At 40.9% G+C, this 22,359-nt stretch carries 17 protein-coding genes; 5 read left to right on the forward strand and 12 right to left on the reverse strand.

Annotated features, from left to right (window positions below):
• Nucleotides 1–605: 605 nt before the first annotated feature.
• Nucleotides 606–1,382: a class I SAM-dependent methyltransferase gene (locus M3O96_RS11395; protein WP_249720718.1), complete on the reverse strand. Its 777-nt coding sequence runs from the start codon at nucleotides 1,380–1,382 to the stop codon at nucleotides 606–608.
• A 49-nt stretch (nucleotides 1,383–1,431) separates the two neighbouring features.
• Between M3O96_RS11395 and M3O96_RS11400 the strand changes: the two genes are divergently transcribed.
• Nucleotides 1,432–2,682 (forward strand): GWxTD domain-containing protein, encoded by a 1,251-nt coding sequence (locus tag M3O96_RS11400; RefSeq protein ID WP_249720719.1) that lies wholly within the window; start codon nucleotides 1,432–1,434, stop codon nucleotides 2,680–2,682.
• Nucleotides 2,655–3,431, forward strand: a complete 777-nt coding sequence (gene rlmB, locus M3O96_RS11405; RefSeq protein WP_249720720.1) for a 23S rRNA (guanosine(2251)-2'-O)-methyltransferase RlmB — start codon at nucleotides 2,655–2,657, stop codon at nucleotides 3,429–3,431. The genes M3O96_RS11400 and rlmB overlap by 28 nt, the downstream gene beginning before the upstream one ends.
• Nucleotides 3,432–3,440: 9 nt before the next feature.
• On the opposite strand, the gene M3O96_RS11410 is transcribed toward rlmB, so the two are convergent.
• The gene (locus tag M3O96_RS11410) at nucleotides 3,441–5,951 is read right to left on the reverse strand and encodes a mechanosensitive ion channel family protein (RefSeq protein ID WP_249720721.1); all 2,511 of its coding nucleotides are present in this window, start codon (nucleotides 5,949–5,951) and stop codon (nucleotides 3,441–3,443) included.
• A 255-nt stretch (nucleotides 5,952–6,206) separates the two neighbouring features.
• Here M3O96_RS11410 and M3O96_RS11415 point away from each other — a divergent pair, with 255 nt between their 5' ends.
• The gene (locus M3O96_RS11415; protein WP_249720722.1) at nucleotides 6,207–6,635 is read left to right on the forward strand and encodes an Hsp20/alpha crystallin family protein; all 429 of its coding nucleotides are present in this window, start codon (nucleotides 6,207–6,209) and stop codon (nucleotides 6,633–6,635) included.
• 177 nt (nucleotides 6,636–6,812) lie between these two features.
• Nucleotides 6,813–8,315, forward strand: a complete 1,503-nt coding sequence (locus tag M3O96_RS11420; RefSeq protein WP_249720723.1) for a trypsin-like peptidase domain-containing protein — start codon at nucleotides 6,813–6,815, stop codon at nucleotides 8,313–8,315.
• A 164-nt stretch (nucleotides 8,316–8,479) separates the two neighbouring features.
• Here M3O96_RS11420 and M3O96_RS11425 read toward each other — a convergent pair whose 3' ends face one another.
• From M3O96_RS11425 to M3O96_RS11465, 9 genes are all read right to left on the reverse strand, one after another.
• The gene (locus M3O96_RS11425) at nucleotides 8,480–9,184 is read right to left on the reverse strand and encodes a sulfite exporter TauE/SafE family protein (protein WP_249720724.1); all 705 of its coding nucleotides are present in this window, start codon (nucleotides 9,182–9,184) and stop codon (nucleotides 8,480–8,482) included.
• Nucleotides 9,185–9,610, reverse strand: coding sequence for a FixH family protein (locus tag M3O96_RS11430; RefSeq protein ID WP_249720725.1), 426 nt, complete (start codon nucleotides 9,608–9,610; stop codon nucleotides 9,185–9,187).
• A 132-nt stretch (nucleotides 9,611–9,742) separates the two neighbouring features.
• The gene (ccoG, locus tag M3O96_RS11435; protein WP_249720726.1) at nucleotides 9,743–11,164 is read right to left on the reverse strand and encodes a cytochrome c oxidase accessory protein CcoG; all 1,422 of its coding nucleotides are present in this window, start codon (nucleotides 11,162–11,164) and stop codon (nucleotides 9,743–9,745) included.
• An 85-nt stretch (nucleotides 11,165–11,249) separates the two neighbouring features.
• Nucleotides 11,250–12,197 carry a cbb3-type cytochrome c oxidase N-terminal domain-containing protein gene (locus tag M3O96_RS11440; RefSeq protein ID WP_249720727.1) on the reverse strand — a complete coding sequence of 316 codons (948 nt, stop codon included), beginning with the start codon at nucleotides 12,195–12,197 and terminating at the stop codon, nucleotides 11,250–11,252.
• Nucleotides 12,184–12,375: a cbb3-type cytochrome c oxidase subunit 3 gene (locus M3O96_RS11445; protein ID WP_249720728.1), complete on the reverse strand. Its 192-nt coding sequence runs from the start codon at nucleotides 12,373–12,375 to the stop codon at nucleotides 12,184–12,186. The genes M3O96_RS11440 and M3O96_RS11445 overlap by 14 nt, the downstream gene beginning before the upstream one ends.
• A gap of 12 nt (nucleotides 12,376–12,387) precedes the next feature.
• Nucleotides 12,388–14,520, reverse strand: a complete 2,133-nt coding sequence (gene ccoN, locus M3O96_RS11450; protein ID WP_249720729.1) for a cytochrome-c oxidase, cbb3-type subunit I — start codon at nucleotides 14,518–14,520, stop codon at nucleotides 12,388–12,390.
• Between the two features lie 2 nt (nucleotides 14,521–14,522).
• Nucleotides 14,523–14,711, reverse strand: coding sequence for a cbb3-type cytochrome oxidase assembly protein CcoS (gene ccoS, locus M3O96_RS11455; protein ID WP_249720730.1), 189 nt, complete (start codon nucleotides 14,709–14,711; stop codon nucleotides 14,523–14,525).
• A gap of 2 nt (nucleotides 14,712–14,713) precedes the next feature.
• The gene (locus M3O96_RS11460) at nucleotides 14,714–17,152 is read right to left on the reverse strand and encodes a heavy metal translocating P-type ATPase (RefSeq protein ID WP_249720731.1); all 2,439 of its coding nucleotides are present in this window, start codon (nucleotides 17,150–17,152) and stop codon (nucleotides 14,714–14,716) included.
• 62 nt (nucleotides 17,153–17,214) lie between these two features.
• Nucleotides 17,215–17,850: a hypothetical protein gene (locus M3O96_RS11465; RefSeq protein ID WP_249720732.1), complete on the reverse strand. Its 636-nt coding sequence runs from the start codon at nucleotides 17,848–17,850 to the stop codon at nucleotides 17,215–17,217.
• A 267-nt stretch (nucleotides 17,851–18,117) separates the two neighbouring features.
• On the opposite strand from M3O96_RS11465, the gene M3O96_RS11470 reads away from it, so the two are divergent.
• On the forward strand, nucleotides 18,118–18,786 hold the full coding sequence (locus tag M3O96_RS11470; RefSeq protein ID WP_249720733.1) for a 3-keto-disaccharide hydrolase: 669 nt from the start codon (nucleotides 18,118–18,120) through the stop codon (nucleotides 18,784–18,786).
• A 13-nt stretch (nucleotides 18,787–18,799) separates the two neighbouring features.
• On the opposite strand, the gene M3O96_RS11475 is transcribed toward M3O96_RS11470, so the two are convergent.
• Nucleotides 18,800–22,288 carry a DUF8818 domain-containing protein gene (locus tag M3O96_RS11475; protein ID WP_502798911.1) on the reverse strand — a complete coding sequence of 1,163 codons (3,489 nt, stop codon included), beginning with the start codon at nucleotides 22,286–22,288 and terminating at the stop codon, nucleotides 18,800–18,802.
• Between the last annotated feature and the right edge of the window lie 71 nt (nucleotides 22,289–22,359).

The raw sequence follows: 22,359 nt of genomic DNA on the forward strand, positions 1-22,359 counted from the left end.
TATCTATCGACGGATTTGGGATAATTGTATTAGAAGCCTAGAAAAAAGTCAGAAATAACAATATTTTCAAAAGACTTTAATTGCAAATTAAAAAATTGGATGGTGTAGAAATAAACTCATCTAGCAAGGGCTGACAAACTTCCTCCAAGGATGGCCATAATTATGGCACAACCAAAATACAATAAGACAATAGCTATATTTTTAAATCTTTTAAATTCAAGATGACAATAGCTTTTAAAATGCTTTTCAAAAATTTTTTCAAAATATTTAGCGCTAACTCTTTCGAGGAAAATTGCTATCGGAAATACTACAAAAATGAAAATATTTGGAATCTTCACTATAATTTGAAATAATGAAAATACACTTACCAAAACAAGTGTTATCAAGATTGATGATAGGAAGGAGATCAAATACATTGGATCTAATTGAGTCTTTCCATTAAAAAGAAAGTATGCCCTAAACATAAAATTTAAATAAATTTTCATCTCACAGGCTATTCACAAATTTGTAGAGGGCTTCTGCAATAAAATTTGACCTACTTCTTTTATTCAAGTTTAGATACAAACTTCACCAAGGGTTTATGCGAAATTACATGAAAACTGAGCTTACTTCTTATACAACACATAAAACAAATCCAAACCCTTATCCGGATGATCGACAAGGAGATAATCTTCGTGGCTGATGTCGGTGACGGAAGCGCCCTGCTGTTGGTGGAGTTTGTTGCGGTTCATCCTGTTCAGGATTTCATATGGCCATCGCAATACAAAAGCCGGAAGCCTGTATTGCAGATCCAAAATATCAAATCGCATGATTTTACGGACTGAGGCCCTGTTGGCTTCATGGTAGCTCCATACTTTTTCATTGCCTCCGATTCCCAGTGAATCCACTTTATCAAAAATCCCTTTGCAAAGATCGGTCAGTTGCGTTCCGGTGTATTCCCTGATATGCCAGGGATTGCGCGAAAGGGTATGACGGATATTTGGAGTTGAAATAATTGCTTTGCCTCCGGGCTTTAACACCCGGTATATTTCCTGCAAAAAAAGTCTGTCATTCTGAATATGCTCTATGACCTGAAAGCTGACCACGGAATCATAGGTATTGTCCTTTAACCTTGAAAATGGTGGGATGACAGCCTGTTCGAACGCGGAACCAGGAAACTTCGCAGTCAGGATATCTATGACTTCCTGGATTTTATCGATCCCAAAGTAGCTGTCTACATTCTCCAACAAAACCTCCACTCCTCTTCCTTCTCCGCATCCCACCTCAAGCAGCTTTCCACCGACCAAAGGTTTGGCGGCAATGTATGCTTTGAGCAGACGCTGATGGATGGGATTGTCACTCACCAACTTATCAGAAGCGATTTCCGTTGTATAGGTAGCCATTCAAATTTTGATTAATTTGGGCAAAAATAAGGTTAATTTTTAATACAAGATGATAGGACAAAAAATCAGCAACAAATTAAAGCCAATTACAGGCCTGTTATTATTCCTCTTTTTCATTCCATTATTCACCATCGCCCAACAAACTCTCGAAAATACCAACCAAGCCTTGAGGTATTCACGGTATTCGAGGCTTTCGCTAAAAATCATCCCCATCGAAGAACCGAATAGGACTTTCCTCCTTCAGATGCCTGTCGAAAAGATTGAGGATGAGATTGAATTTGACAATTACACACTGTCTTATGGCGTGGTTTCAAGTTTCCAAGAACCCATCACTGACCAAACCATGATCAAGCTGAACCGGGAAGACCTGATCCGGGAAACCGACTATCACTATTACTTCGAAAAAAGAATCACCATTCCTGAAGGACAGCAAATGGCCATTGCTTTGCTCAAAGCAGTAGACACGCGTCAAGGAGATGAATACTTTTACCACATAGATTTGATCAGTCCTTTCATTTTCGGTCATTCCAATTTTGGGACTTACTACGAAGATAACGTTCCATTTGACCAGAACTTTTTGATCCAAAATGAACCGATTGAATTCAAAGGCAGGGGAATTGTCAATCTTCATACTTTCTTTTATCCTACCACATTTGATGTCCCGATGCCGCCAATGGAAATCAGACCTGCACCCGTCCCACGGGAGGTTAAGGTGGAATATCGGGGCAATTTCTTGGCAAATATCCCGAAAGGATTTCCCGGAATTGGTTATTATTTTATTCAGGCCGACACCAATTCCACTCAAGGGGTATTGTTGAAAACCGTCCACGACATTTTCCCAAGGGTCAAGGATTACGATGAAATGGTGGATATGGTCACGTATATTTCGACAAGGAGAGAACATGAATTGCTCAAAGAATCTCCGGACAAAAAAATCGCTTTGGACCAATATTGGTATACCCTGACCAAGGACACTGTCTCTGCCAAAAAACTGATCCGCGAATATTTTAAGCAGATTGAATTTGCCAATATCCTCTTTACAGATTTCAAAGAAGGATGGAAAACAGACCGTGGAATGGTGTATGTGGTAATGGGACCGCCTAATGAAGTTTATTTTCGTCTTGACAGCGAAACATGGTCTTACGGAACCCCTGAGTCAATTTCAAAAATAACCTTTACCTTTGCGCGGGTCAAAAATATTCTGACACCAAGTTTTTACACACTCAACAGGTCAAGGGCCTTACAGCCCGAATGGTTTAAAAGCATTACATTATGGAGAAACGCGCAGATGGATTTCTGATCAACAAAGGCGAGCAGGAAAAGGATTTTATTTTTGGTACAAGGGCGGTGATGGAAGCAATCGTTGCCCATAAGGAAATTGATAAGATTTTGATTGACAAAGAAGTCAACAATGAACTTGTCAAGGAACTCCTAAAGCTGGCAAAGGACGAGAAAATCCCGGTTGTCCGTGTCCCTGACGCCAAGCTGAACAGGATCACCAGAAAAAACCATCAGGGTGTTGTAGCCCACATGTCTTCCATTGAATATGCTTCTTTGGACAATGTGATTGAAGAATGTTTTTCAAAAGGAATTGCTCCGTTGATTTTGGTATTAGATAGAATAACGGATGTGCGAAATTTTGGTGCTATTGCCCGGACTGCTGATTGTGCCGGCGTACATGCCATCGTGATTCCTGAAAAAGGCGCCGCCCAAATCAACTCCGATGCTGTCAAAACTTCCGCCGGAGCATTGAACCACCTTCCTATTTGCAGGGTCAAAAACCTATATTATACCGTCAAAGACCTTAAAAAAATGGGTCTCCATGTCATTTCTGTCAGTGAGAAAACGGAAAGGTTGATGTATGAAGCTGATTTTTCGATTCCTACTGCTTTGATTTTAGGATCTGAAGAAGATGGAATTTCTCCCGAGCTTACTGGACTGAGCGATGAATTTGTCAAGATCCCCATGTCAGGCAATATAGGAAGTCTCAACGTCTCAGTATCAGCCGGCGTGGTGATTTATGAAGCCATCAGGCAGAGGTCAAAATAGGCGAATCGCCTATTTTGAGTCTGGATCAGCAGCAGGTTTCGCTTTTGGCTTTTCTTCCGGACTGATTTCCCCAGGTTTTTTGATTTTTTCATCGATTAGTCCCGGAAAATTCTTGATATGTAAATCTCTCTGTGGAAAAGGAATTTCAATGCCATTTTCCTTGAAAGATTTGAAAATTCCACGCATGACCTGATCCCGGATTGTTATCCAAATATCTACATCATTGACCCAAAAAAGCACCCTGAAATTGACCGAGTTGTCCCCAAAAGTTTGCAAGAAAACCTTTGGCGCAGGCAAGTTTAAGATTTCATCTGCTGCCAATTGCTCCCTGATCAATTCCGTCACCAAATCCATGTCAGAATCATAAGCAATACCAATAAGGAGTTCTACCCTTCTTGTCTTATCAGAAAGTGTCCAATTGGTCAGGTGATGAGCCAAAAGGTCACCATTTGGAATTATCACTTCAGCGCCATCCCAGTTTTTAATTTTACTGGCCCTTATCCCGATATCTTTTACCACACCTTCGACAGTGCCTACCTGAATGGTATCGCCGATCTGAATGGGTCTTTCAAATGCAAGAATAATCCCGGAGACGAGGTTATTGACGATAGTCTGCAAACCAAAACCAATACCTACAGAGAGAGCACCGAGGATAATGGTGATTTTATCTACAGGAATACCTGAGGCCGCTATCGCCATTAAAAAACCCAAAGTAAAGATAGTCAACCTAATCAGGAGAATGGACGAACCTAACCGTTTGCTTCTCTCGGCACCTTGTTGTTCATCTTTGAGAGAAGCAATATATCCGATGGTATTCGCCAAAAAAGAGGACAGGTAAATGATCAGAATAAACACTGCGATCTGCGAATAGTTAAACGATGCATTCAAAATTTGTCTTGGTTTGTCCAAAAAGTAAAATAGTGATTCAAGAAATGAATCTCTCAGATGCAGGCTTTCCAGGAAGAAATACCCCCATATCAGGATGGCGAGGTAAGTAAAAAACTTGTTAACCCTTTTTTGGATATCATAAAATGCCACTACAGATGTAAATCCTTCCCCTGTCTTTTTGCTGACCTCAATCTGGATATAAATGATTTCTTTGAGAATGATCACAAAAATTATCAAGCTCACGGCATGAAGCAAACTGATAGATCCAACAATTCCGATCATTTTTGACAAACTGAATCTTCCAAATATGTTTGCCACGAATGAAACAGCTTCAAAAATCATATAAATGGCCACCATCTTATTGAGATATGGCGGAATATTTTCCTCTTTTTGTTCTTGTAGTTTGATAATTTTCCATCCCAAGAAAATCCCAAGAATATTAAATACCAATAAATGCCATCTTTCCTGAAAGGCCACTTGCCAATAAAGGTTGCTTAAAACACTGATGAAAAAAAGGAAATAAACCACCATCCAAAGCCTAAAGGCTTTTGAGGAAAGCCGATTTTTAATGAGAATCGTGGAGATGGTGACCAGAATAAATAGAAGCAGCGACAAAAAAACAGCTGGCGGATAGGGATAGAAAAATGGGGAAAGGGCGATTATTACCACCAAAGACGAGAGAAAAGGATGCCGGTGAAGGTATTTTAATCGGCCAAAAATAATCGCTGCAAATTCTTTTTCTACACGGATTTTTTTTATGTTTTGGCGGATATAATAGTGAAGCAAAAAAACCAGTCCTATTAGGAAAAAAGTCCTGGGAATATTTCTCGCCAGATAATTTCCTATAAACCACCAGTTGATCCGAAGAGCCTCATTAAAAACATCCAATAAGCGATTGGCATTTGGGAAATCCTTTGGTTCCCAAATAAAATTGTTTTCTTTATCAAATAGCGTTCGCTCCAATTGGATGCGGGCTTGTCTCAAATCCTCCACCCTCAAATCAATGTCATTCAAAATAGTGGAGACCCTTGTTTGAAAGACTGCGGTCAATATTCTTTGGGTGTTGAGTGCGCTATCGGTGTCATGGACTTTTGACTTCAAAGATTTAATGGAAACCTGGTATTCAACCAGCATGGTGGTATCTCTGAAGCTATATTTCAATAAATCATCATTTTGAATACTGTCCATTTTTTCTTTGAGAACCACCAATTCATCGATTCTGGTATAAATCAGAAGATCCACATCCTTAATTCTCCTATCGGTATAAGCCAAGACATTTTCCAAGGCGGTAAGGTACCGGAGGTTGATTATAGTATTCGCCGGAGAAAGTGTTTCCGTAATTCTATTCAAAATTCTTTGAGCATCAGGTATCACCTGCATGATTTGAACAGTATCAAGTCCTTTTTTCAATACCTGATTCATGCTGTTGAGTGCAATGGTATAAGCTTGCACCTTTTTGATACTTCCTTCCAAAGAAGGCCTCGTCTCTGTAACAGGCTCTTTCAATTGCTCTTCCACGTCCAGCTGCATCAAACTGTCTATAGAACCTATCACAGGAATATCCTGCGCTTTGCCTGAAAAGCAGACTAAAAAGGAAAAAAGAAGAAGAAAAATAATTCTACTGTTGTTCATGGGTGCAATTTTTTCATTCTAAATGTAAGGAGATTAGGCATTTCAGCCAAAATGTTATCGCCCATCCATATTTAAATTTTAAGGTATTCCACCAAAAGCAAGAAACACCTTAATTTAACAAATCACGTCATAATGACTGAATAAAAAGGGGAATAAGGAAATTAAGCGTCAAAATGGCTTGAATTATCAATTGGTACAAAATTTAATTAGGATGATGTTGTAGAAGATTACGAATTTAACTTAAACTTCACTACTATGAAACTTGTAAAACACAACCAACTTGATCCGGCTTATCCGGCTACATTCAGCACGCTTTTGGATAGATTCTTCAACGACTCCATTGGCCAAAACCTCAAGCAATTCACTCCAGCAGTGGATATTGTAGAGGATGAAAGCAAATATGAATTGCATGTTTCTGTTCCAGGAATGAAAAAATCTGACTTCAACCTTGACTTGACAGAAGGACGGCTTACTATCTCAGGTGAAAGGAAATTTGAAGAAAAGAAAGAAGGAAAAAATTACCATTCCCTCGAAACACACTTCGGTTCATTCAGCAGGTCATTTTATTTGCCGGAAGATGTCAATTCTGACAGCATAGAGGCTGTTTATGAAGACGGACTACTCAAAATTAATTTGCCCAAAGCTGAGAAAAAAGTCAATAAAGCAAAAATTGAAGTAAAATAAGGCAAGTGGGGAAACCCACTTCCTATTTTTTTGTTGTACTGATGTGGAAGACTTCCATTTTTACAGCATTCTGTTAATCCTTGTTAATTACTTAATTGAATTCAAAAAATAAGCTTGGTATTTGATAACAGGACAATGTAAATTTCGTGTACAAATCAGAACTTAAACAGTATAAAAATGAATAAAAAGCAGTTTTTCCTGGGAATTATCTTGGCTTCCCTCATCGGTGGAGTGATTGCCCTTGCAGGGGCAAGCTACCTATTCAGACCAAATTCAGTCTCCAATTTCACAGACAAACAGAATACCAGTTTGGTCAATATGTTATCTGATGAAAAATTCAATGTTCCTGACGGGATCAATTTTGTCGCCTCGGCAGCAGCAGTTACCCCGGCAGTGGTCCACGTGAAAAGCAGCGTGTCTATTACTCAAAGCCAAAGGGGAAGTGATCCCTTTGAGGAGTTCTTTGGATTCAGAAATCCTGAAAGAGAAATGCAGCCAAGAGAAGCGATGAGCTCCGGTTCGGGCGTAATCATATCCGAAGACGGCTATATCGTGACCAATAACCACGTGATCGAAAATGCCACAAAAGTTGATATTTCCTTGGAAGACAATACAAGATATACTGCACGGGTGATCGGAACAGACCCTACTACGGATTTAGCCTTATTAAAAATAGAGGCAAAAGGTTTGCGTTTTGTGAAGTTTGGAGATTCTGACAAGATGAGAGTAGGTGAATGGGTCTTGGCAGTAGGAAATCCTTTTGACTTGACCTCCACAGTAACTGCAGGTATCATCAGTGCCAAAGCGAGAAATATTGGCATATTAAGAAACTTGGAAAACAACCTTCAAATTGAGTCATTCCTTCAGACTGATGCGGTAGTCAATCGTGGCAATTCAGGAGGAGCTTTAGTGAATTTAGCAGGGGAATTGATCGGAATAAATACAGCCATTGCCTCTGATAATAGGTCAGGAACGTTTACAGGATATGCCTTCGCAGTTCCAAGTTCTATCGTCAAAAAAGTAATGGATGACCTTTTGGAATATGGCGCGGTACAAAGAGGCTTATTAGGTGTGAGTATTCAGGATGTTTCGCCTGAACTAGAGGATAGGATTTCTGAGAAATTATTCACTTCTAGGGGTGTATATGTAGCAGGTGTCAATGCAGGAAGCGGTGGTGAAGAAGCTGGATTAAAAACTGGGGATGTCATCATAGGCATCGATGGGGTAGAGACGAATAATGTAGCCAAACTACAGGAAATGGTTGCAAGAAAGCGCCCAGGAGACAAAGTAGAGGTCAAATACCTGAGAAAAGGTAAAGAAGCGAAAGCTACAGCTACGTTGAAAAACCTTTCGGGAGACACCAACATTGTAAAAGTTGTCCCTCCAAAAATCGTAAGCTTTAATGGAGTCGTCTTTGAAGATGTAAAATCGGAAATGAAACAAAGGCTCAAGATTGAGGGTGGAGCAGGTATAGTTTCAGTAAATGACGAAACTTGGAAAGAGTCAGGCGCCAAAGCAGGCTTCATTATCACCTCGGTGATTGGTTCAGGGGGCAGGTACAAAATTTCTAGTTCCGACCAATTAGTTGAAGTCTTGAAAGACAATATCGGAGAGGAAATTGTGATCCTAGGTTTATACCCGAATGGTCAGGAATACTATTTTGAGATAAAAGTAGAGTAAGGTTAAATGTCGATTTGATTGCCAAAGCCGGTCTGAAATTCAGATCGGCTTTTATTTTGCCTAAAGGCACCAAAATGCCATCGTAGGAAGTCTTAGGATAAATTTTTGAATCCAAAAAAAGGTAATGTGGTCAAATAAGAGCCCAACTATCTAAGGGAAAAAAATCAATCACAGACAGTGATTTCGGTGGTCAGGTTTCCTTCACCATATACCGGAAGTTTGGGACTGATGTAATGGATTCCCAGTCCTAGTCCTCTTACAATAAACAATATCCCGATGAACATCGCAAAATAAGGCAACGCATTGGTCAATTTGGTTCGGATAGAAAGGGAAAGAATCTTACCCGAAATCATGACCATTACTAACATCGGAGTAGTTCCCAATCCAAAAAAGAACATGTACATCGCACCTTCAATCGGACTCTGAAGCGCAAGTGAAGCAATCAAGGCAATGTAGACCATCCCACAAGGCAACAATCCGTTCAACAATCCTGATGCAAAAAAAGCGGGTGTTCCTCCTTTTTTAAGAAAATATCCTAATGTGGATTTCAATTTATTTACCCCACCGTATAATCCGGATTGGGTAATGAGCCTTTCGGAGCTTTTATAAAAAAATGCCATCAGCAAAATAAGTGCACCCATCACAATGGAAATCCATTGCTGTATGCCAGCCAAAGCGAGTGAAAAACCCACTAAACCTATCAAGGCACCTAACATGGAATAAGTGACTGTACGGCCTAAATTATAAATGATTTTATTGCGGAGAAATCGGGAATTGTCTTTGGCGGATACCGCCAAAGCAATGGGTCCACACATGCCTAGGCAGTGAAAAGAACCCAAAAATCCCAATAAAAACGCTGTCCAGATCATTTAAATATTGATTTTTTCTTCGTGAAAATAATCCACTCCATTTTCTGACCAAGTGAGTTTTAATTTCCAATAACCAGCTTTCAGGCTTTTCAAATCAAAAGCATTTGAATTTGTTGATGAAACATCAAAGTCAATTTTTTGATCCAACCTTGCGTCTGAAGGTCTGAAAAGATGCATGGTGCCTTTGGAACCGACAGGAAGGTGCAGATCCACTTTTTTGAGTTGGGTGTCATAGACTAATACTTTGTAATCAAGCGAATTGGCATTGATCATCTTTTCTATCTGCTCCTGGTATTTGATTTCCTCTTCGTAATAATTTTGGGTGACAAGATGAAGGTCATCCTGCTTCACGCAGATCGTCACCAAACCCACCATCAAGCTGATGAAGACTATTAATGTGATTACTATTCCTTTTCCCCAGTCCATTTTTTTGGTTATTTGATTAATTGATTATTTGGTTAATTGGTTAATGGTTATTTGGTTAACTGTTTAACTGACAACTGAACACTAAACTGATCACTGATTACTGCAAACTGATCACTGATTACTGCAAACTGATCACTGACTACTGAAAACCGGCCCGACAAAGCTTGTACTGATCCGATCGATGACTTCCCCGTTTTGCATCAGCAGCAAAGTAACATCTTCCTGATTGACTAGCATGTCCTTTTGGTCTTTTACCAAAAAGAACCTGCCATCAAATTTTGCCTGACCATTTAAGGTCCAATTCTGATCACCCACCACTTCCACAGTATATTTTTCATTTTCTGACACCAAGGCCACTTGCTGTGCATCAAATGTTTTATTGATGAAGCTAACTTCGTAAAGATTACTTATCTGACCGGTATCCCTAGCTTGATAAGTCATTCCTCTAAATCTCGTAACCGTAGCAGCCAAATCTTCCCTTGTTGCTATCAATGCGATAAATGCACCTATCAGAACGACTAACATCGCTGAATAAGCCTTAACCCGCGGGGTAATCAGCTTTTGGGTGCGGTGCATGACGCTATTGTCAGAAGCATATCGGATCAACCCTTCGGGTCTATTTACTTTGACCATCACTTCATCACAGACGTCTATGCAGGCGGTACAATTGACACATTCCATCTGCACACCATTACGAATATCAATCCCGGTAGGGCAAACCTGAACACATAGTCCACAATCTATACAGTCTCCTTTTGGCGGTTCTTCTATTTTATTTTTTCGGATCATTCCTCTTGGTTCGCCCCTGACATGGTCATAAGTGACATTGATCGAATTAGCATCCAGTAACACACCCTGCAACCTGCCATAAGGGCATACCACAATACAGGCTTGCTCCCGAAACCAAGCAAACACAAACAAGAATACTCCTGTAAATGCCATTAACCCAATAAAACCGGACATGTGCGCTGAGGGTGGCTGACTGACAATCTCCATTACTTGGTCCACCCCTATCAGGTAGGCCATCACCAAATGTGAAATCAAAAGAGAGATCACAACGAAAATGATCATCTTTAAACTTTTCTTCCAAATTTTCTCTCCAGTCCAAGGCATATCATTGAGCTTCCTTTGCTGATTGGCATCACCTTCTATGGCATATTCAATTTTTCGAAAAACCATTTCCAAAAATAAAGTCTGAGGACATGCCCATCCACAAAAAATTCTACCGAATACAGCCGTGAAGAGTATGATGAAGACAAAGAATATCAGTAACAAGAAAATAAGTAAATGCGTATCCTGTGGCCAAAATGCAGCACCAAAGATGATAAACTTTCTTTCGAAGATGTTAAAAAGCATGTAAGGCCTTCCTCCAACTTTAATAAAAGGACCTACAAATAAAATTGCCAATAGAACCCATGAAAGATAAGTCCTCCACCTGTAAAATTTACCTGATACTTTTTTTGGATAAATCCAGTTTCGTTTTCCTTCTGAACTGACAGTGCCCAAAGAATCTCTAAAATGTTCTGGATCTAAATTTGGATTAATCTTACTCATAACTCTTTGAATTGAAAATAAAATTACCCTTGTTTTGCTTAGGTAATTTTAACCCCTGAGAAGAATATCCTCTCAGGGGAAATTTTTATTTTGCTTCAGCTACTGCCTCTACTTTTACAGGAACAGCTACTGAATCAGGTTTAGCTGTTTCTGCTGGCCCTGCAGGCACATACCTATCTCCTTCCGCTTCCTTTGGATTGGCCGGAGTAGTTCCCTGCAGCGTCTTGACAAAGCTGGATACTTGCTGCATTTGTTCAGGACTCAACTGGTCTTGCCATGGTATCATGCCTTTTTCGGGCACACCATATTTGATTACTTTGAAGATGTCATTGATAGATCCACCGTGCTTCCAGTATTCATCTGTAAGGTTTGATCCTACGCCACCACCGCCATCTTGTGCGTGACATGCGACGCAGTTGGCACTGTAGATGCTCTGACCTGCCGCAATGGCTACAGGGGATTCGTCGAATACAACCGAAGTTTCATCAATGCTGCTCACAGCAAGTGCTTTATATTGCTCTATCTGGATAGCAGCAATCCTGTGTTCCTCAGCATATTCTTCCAGTTGGGTTTGGCCCAATCCGAGAACAGTATAGTAAGTGAAATAAATCACAGCAAAGCCTATGGTCAAAAAGAAAACATTTGCCAACCAAGGTGGCATTTTGTTATCCAGTTCTACAATTCCATCATAACTATGGTCCATCATGAGGGCTTTTTCTTCTTTACCTCCAACCGGCCTCATTTTTCCGGTGATGTATTTGAGCTTGAATTCATCCCACCATGAAGGCTGACTTGCTATTTCGGGGTTTTCTTTTCTAAATACCGCAGACATGAATGTCATCAGGTAAATCAATAAGACCAGCAACAATACAATTACACTAAGCACTATTCCGAGGATTACCAAAAGGGTAAGCTGGGTGCTGTCCATGCTTTGAAGATTGGCAAACCATGACGATTCGCTCGCTTGGGCGAAAGTGGGAAGTGCTGAAAACATCCCAAGCAATAGAAGTAATGAGGATTTAAACTTTTTCATAACCGTCTATATTTTGTGGTTCATCATTGAATGGCATCTCTTTCATGTGGTCAACATATTTTTTGTCAACATTGATCACCCAAATAAACATCCCGATAAAGAAGGTCACGAAGATCAATAAAGAGATGATGGGGTAGATTTCTATGTTCTCAATTGAACTTAATAATTCTTTTTTCATAAGTTCTAAAATTTATGGATTTGAAGCTGTAGTTTTTTTGATATCAGTGCCAAGGCGCTGTAAATAAGCGATCAAGGCCACCATTTCAGATTCAGGCATAACCTCTACGCCCGCTGTCTTTAAGTTGGCAGCTATCTTATTAGCTTGCAAAGTCAGGTCTGCATTGGCTTGCTGATCGTATCCTTCGGAATAGGGAACCCCTAATTTTTGTAAGGTTCTGATTTTTGCCGGAACATCAGCATGGTCCATGATATTGGTAGCCAACCATGGATAAGGCGGCATCAGCGATCCCGGTGACATCGAGGTAGGGTCTACCATGTGGTGATAATGCCAGCTATCTGGATATTTGCCTCCTTCTCTATGCAAATCGGGACCTGTACGCTTGGAGCCCCAAAGGAACGGCCTATCATAAACAAATTCACCTGCTTTGGAATATTCCCCATAACGCTCAGTCTCTGATCGGAATGGCCGGATCATCTGTGAGTGACATCCCACACAGCCATGAGAGATATAGAGGTCTCTTCCCTGAAGTTCAAGCGGAGTATAAGGCGTGACACTTGAGATAGTAGGCACATTTGATTTTACCAAAATGGTCGGAATAATTTCAATCGCTCCACCAATCAATATGGCTATGGTAGCTAATACAGTGAAGAACACGGGTTTCCTCTCCCATGCCCTGTGCCAGAATTCACCTTCTACAGGCACATGAGGTTTCAAAGCAGGAGCCTCATCAGCTTCGTATGCCATGAATGTACCTTGTTGTGCCGTTTTGATCATATTGTACACCAACAAGAATGCTCCTGATAGATACAATAATCCCCCAAAAGCCCTTAACATATACATTGGCTTGATCTGGATGACCGTCTCTAGGAAGTTTGGATAAGCTAACCTTCCAGCCTCGGTAAATTCTTTCCACATCAATGACTGGGTCAAAGCCGCAACATACATTGGCAATGCATAAAAAATAATACCTATCGTCCCCAACCAGAAGTGGGTTGTAGCAAGTTTTGTTGAGTAAAGGTTAGTCTTCCACATTTTTGGCCATAACCAATAGAGCATAGCAAAAGTAAAGAAGCCGTTCCAACCCAGACCTCCGATGTGTACGTGTGCGACAATCCAGTCAGTGTAGTGGGCTATGGCATTTACATTTTTCAATGAAAGCAAAGGCCCTTCGAAAGTGGACATACCGTAAGCCGTCACAGCAACGACCATGAATTTCAAGACCGGGTCAACCCTTACTTTATCCCAAGCACCTCTCAGCGTCAAAAGACCATTGACCATACCTCCCCATGAAGGGGCAAGCAACATGATGGAGAAAACCGTACCTAATACCTGAGCCCATTCAGGCAAAGCGGTATATAACAAATGGTGAGGTCCAGCCCAGATGTATAAGAAAATCAAGGACCAAAAGTGAACAATAGAAAGCTTGTAAGAATAAACCGGCCTATTGGCGGCTTTAGGCAAATAGTAATACATCAATCCCAAGAAGGGTGTGGTAAGGAAGAATGCAACGGCATTGTGACCGTACCACCACTGAACCAAAGCATCCTGAACACCTGCATAAGCCGAGTAGCTTTTAAATAACGAAACCGGTAAGGCGAGAGAATTGAAGATATGAAGAACAGCAACGGTCACGAAAGATGCCATATAGAACCAAATGGCAACATACATATGCTTTTCTCTTCTTTTGATCAAGGCGCCAATCATATTGGCTCCAAATGCTACCCAAACAACAGCTATCAAAATATCAATCGGCCATTCCAACTCTGCATATTCCTTAGAGGAAGTCAAGCCCAATGGAAGGGTGATGACCGCCAAAACGATGATCAATTGCCAACCCCAAAAGTGGAACCAACTAAGGGCTTTGCTCCACATGGGTGTTTTCAATAGTCTTGGCATAGAGTAATAAATCCCTGCGAAAATCGCATTGCCCACAAAGGCAAAAATCACTGCATTGGTATGAAGCGGTCTGATTCTGCCAAAGGTGGTGTAGGGATTTCCCAAATTGGCCTCGGGCAAAAACAGCTGGGTAGCTGCTAAGACTCCGACCAGCATTCCGATGAGTCCCCATGCTATGGTGGCGACGCCGAAGTACTTTACGATCTTGTTGTCGTAACTGAACTGTTCAAGTGTTGTTCCTGACATACTTACTTAGATTTTATTGATGTTGATTGTTCTTTTTTATCTTTAATTTTTGGTTCATTTTCAAATAGGATCCGGATGGCCGGTGTATGGCTGTCATCAAACTGCCCTCCTTTCATGGCCCTGAAAAACAGGAAAAGAAAAGATCCAGCGAGAATGAGACTGATTGCGATCAATAGAAATATGACTTCCATGGTTACCAGATTTTGTCTTTTAAGCCTCTTTTATATGCAAGGTAATTGGTGGTCAGCGTGGTAAACACCACAACTGAAATACTGCTAATCGGCATCAGGATGGCGCAGAATACCGGACTTACCAAGCCCTGTACTGCGAAATACACCCCGACTATATTGTAGGTAAAACTCAACCCAAAACTGGCTTTGATTATTTTTCTGCTGGTTTTTGTAAAATCCAAAAAAGCAGGAAGCTTCTGGATCATCGACGCATCCATGATCGCATCAGAGGCAGGTGAGAAATTGGTAATTTTATCAGTCAAGGCAATCCCGACCTGACTTTCCCGCAGAGCTCCAGCATCATTGAGACCATCTCCGATCATGAGGGTATGGGCACCGTTATCGTTTAGGTTTTTGATATAGGCGAGCTTGTCGCTTGGACCTTGATTGAAATTCATCAGAATATGATTTCCAAAAACCTTGGTCAGATTTACCCGCTCATGGTCTTGATCTCCTGAAAGAAAATGAACAGGTATCTTTTCCTTGATAGCAGCAACCACATTTTCAATTCCTTTGCGAAGCCCGCTTTGGATGAAAAAATATCCCAATAAGGTACCCTCAACAGCCAAAAATACATGGTTCCCACCTTCCTGCAATCCTTCTTTCTTTGCTCCCACAAAATCCGCTGAACCCAATCTTATTTCTTGTGATTTGTAAATCGTCCTAAGGCCTTTTCCAGAGATCTCCTCCACTTCTTCTAGTTTGATTCCTTTGACACCATCTAGCCAGGAATTGACTCGGTTGCTGAGTGCATGAGTAGATTGACTTACCAAGGATTTGATGATGGATTTTGATTCTGCGGAAAGAGGCTCTCCGAAATATTTCACTGATGCTTCCGCTGTAGAAGTCAAGGTTCCTGTTTTATCAAAAACCACTGTATCGACTTTGGCTAGCTTCTCGATGACATGAGAATTTTTGAGAAAGAATTTTCCTTGGCCAAACACCCGTAGCGTATTGCCAAGAGTAAAAGGAGTCGACATGGCCAACGCACATGGGCATGTAATGATCAATACCGAAGTAAATGCCAATACACCCATGGAAAGCTGTCCTGAGAATCCCCAAAACAACAAAGCGCCAAGTGCTATAGCCAATACTGTAAAGGTGAACTTTGCAGAAATCCTGTTTGCCAAAGATTCAAGACTGTTTACTTTTTCTTTTTCGAAAGAGTCGTTATTCCACAAATCTGTCAAGTATCCCTGAGAAGGGGATTTTTGGACAGTCAAGATCAATGCTTTCCCCTTCTGTCGCCCACCTGCATAGATCAGTTCCCCTTTTCTTTTGGCCACAGGAACTTCCTCTCCCGTGACAAAACTATAATCGACAAAAGCTTCTCCTTCTATCAATATGCTGTCTGCCGGAATCAATTCCTCATTTCTGACTTTGATAATGTCGCCGACATTCAACTTGATCAGAGGAATGACTTCTTCCTCATCCCTTACCAATTTGGTGACTGCAACAGGAAAATAAGATTTGTAATCCCTGTCGAAGGAAAGCGTATCGTAAGTTTTCTGTTGGTAATATTTACCGATCAAAAGAAAGAAAAGCAAACCTCCCAAGGTGTCCATGTAGCCTTCATTTTCCAAAATAAAAATATCGAATAAGCTATAGGTAAATAAGGTGACAATCCCGATGGCGATAGGCACATCCATATTGACAGCCTTGTTGCGGATCGAAAGCCATGCTGAGCGATAATAATCTGTGGCGGCGTAAAAAAATACCGGCAAGGAAAGCATGACATTGAGGTAATTGAAAGTCTTTTTGAAACCTGCCCCAAGGAGTTCAGCTTCCGCAAAATACTCGGGCAAACTGAAGAGCATCATATTGCCAAAGCAAAATCCTGCTACTGCAAGTTTGTAAATCAATTTTTTATCAGTGACAGGTACTATCTTTTTGTCAACATCTGCTAGGTTGATCGTAGGTTCATATCCGATTCTGGAAAGGAGCCTGACCAATTCTTTGAGGTTGATTTTGTCCTGCAGGTATTTGACCTGAACTTTCTTTTTGAGGAAGTCTACCCTACCAGAAATAATGCCTGAGTGAAGTTTATGGAGATTTTCAAGAAGCCAAATGCAAGAAGCACAGTGGATCAAGGGAATAGAAAAAGTGATATGGGTTTCCTCATTGTTTTGGAAATCGACCAGCTTCCTGACAATGTCCATGTCATTTAGGTAATCAAAACGGTTTTCCCTACCAGAAACCGATCTTTGGCTCAACCCTGGCTTGTCGGCTATTTCATAATAAGTACAAAGGTTACTTTCGCTCAGGACTTCAAATACCAGTTTACAGCCAGTGCAGCAAAAATTCTTTTCTCCGATATGGAGAATCTCATCTTTGCATTCTTCTCCGCAGTGGTAGCAGATGGAAATTTCCCGACTGATGGATGTTTTAATCTGATTTGACATTTGGTACAATTTAGCTAGATAAACCCCTTAAAAACAAGATAATAATCATCTAATTTAACGATTTAAAAGGCTAAATAAAACGACAGTCGATCATACCACATGCCTCCTTTGTAAAAATGGAAAAGGACCTTTGCTAAGTCTGCCTGGTAATTTTTCGTAGTCACAAGAAGTGTACATTCGTGCTTGACTGCATAGGACCAAAAGTCTCCGATCCTATTAAAATTAAATTTGATAAACGAAGTTTCGGCAGTCGAACTAGTCACCAATTGGACGAGTTCCTGTTCTTCTTTCATTTTTGACTTGGGAATAAAGCTGGGTGAAATGATGGTTGCCTTGCTATTTTTGATGATATCCTGAAAAAGCTCAATGAAATTCCTGATTAATCGGGCTGAAGCAGGCGTGCCGTCATAATGGAAAAGCAGTTTCTCGGTTGACATTTCTCTATCAAACAATAAGACCGGTGTAGCGCAGGGTTCATTTTCCATTGGCCTCGGTTTTTCCAATCCATGTAGCCAATCAAGAACTTCGGGTAGGTGGGCAGTTAATAATGCGGCTGACTGCTCCGGATTGCACATCAAACTCTTCCCTCCATTTGTAAGGTTGGCAGGAAAACCCGTTGGTAACCTGTCACAATAATGCGTCTTGATTATTTCCTCTGGAACCGCAAAATTTACCGAAATGTCAACTTTAGCTACCATAACATTTGAATACATAGCTACAAATCTATAGTAAGGGTCGATTTCATTGGGTGACAAAAGGTAGGTTTAAACATGATTAAAGTCATGTTTTGTGGAAATGGCCAATATTTGGAATAAATGGATTGGTGAAAAATCAAGATGCTTTTAAGTCCGTTTTTTTTTCAATAAATTGATATCCAACCATTTCAATTTAAACCAACCTTATTTTCATTGGATGATTGTAATCTAGAACTGATTTCTGCAAATTATGATCTCAAAGATTTATTTATGAAACATTTCCTTATTCTTCCATTACTGCTGATTTCCGCGGGCCTTTTTGCGCAATCCATTGCACTATTTGATGGAAAATCACTAGACGGCTGGCACATGGATGTCCCTGATCTGGAAAAAGACAGTAGCAATAGAATTCCATTTATTGTTAGAAATGGATTGCTCGTAAGCCTGGGAACTCCAAACGGGCATTTGCTTACCGACAAGGAATATGAGAATTACAGCTTGGAGGTGGAATACAGGTTTGCAGGTGAACCGGGGAATTGTGGGGTTTTGGTCCATGCCTCAGGCTCGAGAAATTTGTACAAGATGTTTCCAAAATCTATCGAAGTGCAAATGATGCATGAGAACGCAGGTGATTTCTGGTGCATCGTGGAAGATATCCAAGTTCCGGACATGGAAGCCCGCCGTGGCCCTAAGGGAAACTGGGGCATTACTGAAGGGAAAGGAAGACGGATTCTCAACCTGACTGATAACTCCGAAAAGCCAATAGGCGAATGGAACAAAATGACAATCGAATGTAAGGCAGACACCATCAGTGTATGGCTCAATGGAGACCTTGTCAACCATGGTTTTGGTGCTACCGCCACCAAAGGGAAAATCGCCCTACAGGCAGAGGGCGCGGAGGTGGAGTTTAGAAAGGTGGAGTTGACTCCTTTGAAATAAATAAACAGACCATTCAAAACAAAGCCGTCACCTGCATCCGGCCAATATGCACCAAACGGTCCAGTCCTTCTGAATTCCTTCCCTCGTAGACCATATTCATTTGTAGCCCCTCTCCTATTTTTTGCAGCCAATTGAGCGTCCAGGTCAGGTTGTTGCCGGGAGTTAATGCCTGAAGCATCTCGTATCCTGCGGGTGAATTTGGCAAGCCATTGTATTCTATGAAAGTGTATTTGAAATTGGCATTGATGGTCGTTTTGATAGCCTTTGCAAAACGGAAATCCAATCCCATTTGATGGATATTGGAACGCTCATTAATTTCTTGGTTGGCAAGATTTTGTTTGTCAATATAATGATACATCAAAGTAGACCGGAACAAGCTGCTTGGTTGCCACGCAAGTTCAGGTCCGATTCCATATTGTTCGATAAAATAATTTCTGTTACTGAGAAAATCCGAATTGGCGATTCTTTTTCCTGTCTGACCCAAAATCCTGAAGTTCAAAACTGGGCTGAAATTATACCTTGTATTCAGCCTCCAATCCTTTTGGATCAAGTCATCAAATCCACCTGATAGCAACTGTTTGTTTTGACTGTCAAATAGTGAAAGATCAAAACCATACTTTGCCGAGGAACGATTGAAGAAAAATGAGGACCGGATCACCTGCCTTACTGAAATCAGATCCTCAGCTGCAAATCCACCGACAAAGGGATTGACCCGGCCCCAAAACTCATTGGAAGTAATTTTCTTTTCAATACTCAGACTAGTCGTATTTGAAAACTTATATAAGAATTGCAACGCTCCGCCTGCTGAACTCCAATTGTCAGGAAACTTTGCATTAAGCCTATAATTGAAAATCGTCGTGTAAGCCTGCACAAAATCAGTTGTCGGTATAAAGACTTTGATGAAGTTTTTTTCTTCGGGATTGATCGCTATGTAGAATTCATTTAGCTGTTGGATCCCATCATTGTTGTCATCCCTCCAAGCATGTGTTCCCTCCCCTGTGGGAACAGGAAGGAAAACAAATTCCCTTCTAAACTCCCGTCCATTTCCAAGGGCATAACTGAGTTCATTTCTTACATTGCCTTTGGCCAAAGTGCCAAGGTAGTCGACTTTGCCGAGGACAGTGCTTTCATTTTCTTGATCCACCCTGAGAAATTCCAATTCCCGGTAAGTAAATGTGGCAGTCAGGTCATGCGCTCCAAATCTCCTTTTCAGTCCAAACATGGTCTGAAATGCTTCTGTATCTGGGGTAATCACGCCATTGACCGGAAACTTATCCTCACGAATCGAGGCATTGACGAAGAATGAATATGCCAGGGTATCGTTTGATTTGAGGTAAACAAGGTGTTCCAAGAAATTCATCGCCGTGCTCACTATGGAATCCTTTTCGATATCGCGGACAGCATTACGATCCAACATGATTCGATATCCTGGAACCAAAACTTTGGAGCGGTATTGGAAATCACCCGTGTATCGAAGCCAATCCGAATTGAGGTCCCTTACATTGGAATTCAAAAGGAAGAAACTGTTTTTGAAATAAAAACGCTTCCCGATCTGCTGATCCCATTTGGCAAGGTGCTGGGTTCCATCCAAAATCTGACCCCGATTTCTGAGGTTGAACCTATAGCTGAAGGAATTTTGAATGTCTTTATTCAATTCAATCTGGGTATTGAAAATCCGCTCATGTCCTACCTCTATTGCATCTTCGGGATCTAAACTCCAGTCCCTGTCAAATTCAATATACCGCAACCGGTCTATAAAACTGAAATATGCGGAGTTGTATTCATATTCTGCTAAGGCTCTGAATTTGTAATCCTTGAATAAATTTAACATCCGGTTTTCAGATATAATCCCTGATTTGACACCAAATCCCCTATTGGTCTCACTGTCAATATCAGAAAAGAGATTTTGGTCGGAATTTGAAAAGGCCACTTCTGTATAAACCTGCTCGTACTGATTCAATTTTACCCTTGTTCCTGTGGTAAACATTTGTTTTTTATTGGGTGCAGGTAGTTGGGATAAATTGGAATAATTACCTTGAGATACCCCATTCAATTTAGGAACAAATCCAAAAACAGGTCCATTTGATAACTGACTTTGCCTGATGTAATCGCCATTTCCCTGACCGACTTCACTGAAAGACACGGCATAAAAAGCTACTTCCGGGTCATTGGAATATTCATAATATTCAAAAGTATTTCCCCGGTCATCAATATCATTTACTATTTTGTACAAAATCCTATTCGGATCAAAAGCCACACTGTCCACCCTCGGAACAGAGGCCGACTCCAGATCATTGCCAACAGATGCAAGCAAAACTTTTTCCTGATCAGACAAGTCGAAAAAAAGTGGTCTGTTCCGATTGTCCTGCTCCCTGTATAAATTCATATAAACCGAAACCTTGTCGGATTCCTGAATATGATTGGCAGTGAGAATCGATCGGGAATAATTCCGCTCAGAATATTCAAAATCTATCCGGATTCTGGTGTATTGGGTAATCAGGACTTTGGGGGTAAAAGTAATCTCTCCCTGATTATAATCGATGACATAATCATAATTGAATCCTCTCTGCAGCTGCACCCCGTCCAAAAATACCCTTTCAGAATTTGCCATGATGATGACAAAGCTTTCATTTTGGGGGCCGGGTATCCTATAGGGTCCAAGTGTGCCTTCTGTTACCTCCAATAAAATCGAGGCAAACTTCCCTTTAGCAACGGATGCAGCTGCCTGTGTCGATGCCTGCCACTTTTCGCCCAAACGGTAATTGGTCGTGAATTGTGCTCCCTGAACATTTTTATAATACCTCAGAAACTCAGACTTTCGCTGCTGAAGTACGACATCCCCTGCTGACAAGCTGAATTTATCATTGTACAGCTCGACCAGAATATTATCAAAATCCTGTACTTGTTGGGTGTTGCCTTCGGGTTGAAAGGGCACATTCTGGTCTGTGATACTTGCTCTGATATTGAGATTTTCGGTCAGCTGCCCACTCATCTGAAGGTTCAATGATGAATTGACAAAGAGGTTTTGGGTGTTTCCAAAAGAGATGCCCCTGGTCAGGTTTCCGGATTTATTGAGGTTGGTGCTTGGAAAAAGTTCTTCACGGAAATCAAAAGCCGGTGCAGCCTGTACACGATTGTTTTTGAACATGGCTGTGGAATCATAGTCTACCAAAAGCGTCCTTTTGGCTGATGTCCGGTTCAATGCATATGGGAAAGTCCGGCAACAGACGAGAAGCGAATCAACATGGTCTTCGATGTTCCCTTGGATAGTAAGATTGCCTGTATTGAGGTCATAGCTGAAAGCATAGGGCTTTTCTGATCTGTCTTTCACACTGATGCTTTCTTCAATTACACTCAGCGAATCCAATATAAATGGCTTTGTGGCCTGGCTTTTTGGAATCCATTTGCAAGTAGAATTTTGGGCAAAAACACTCGTATAGAATCCCAAATTCAAAATTAGAACCAAGACAAAATACCTTACCCGAATCATTCTGTTAGACATATACCTTGCTAAGGTAATATTTTCATCAAAAAGATGGATAAGTCTCAGATTAAAAGCATTTTCCCAGATTC

The organism is Aquiflexum sp. TKW24L (assembly GCF_023502205.1).
Lineage (GTDB): Bacteria > Bacteroidota > Bacteroidia > Cytophagales > Cyclobacteriaceae > Cognataquiflexum.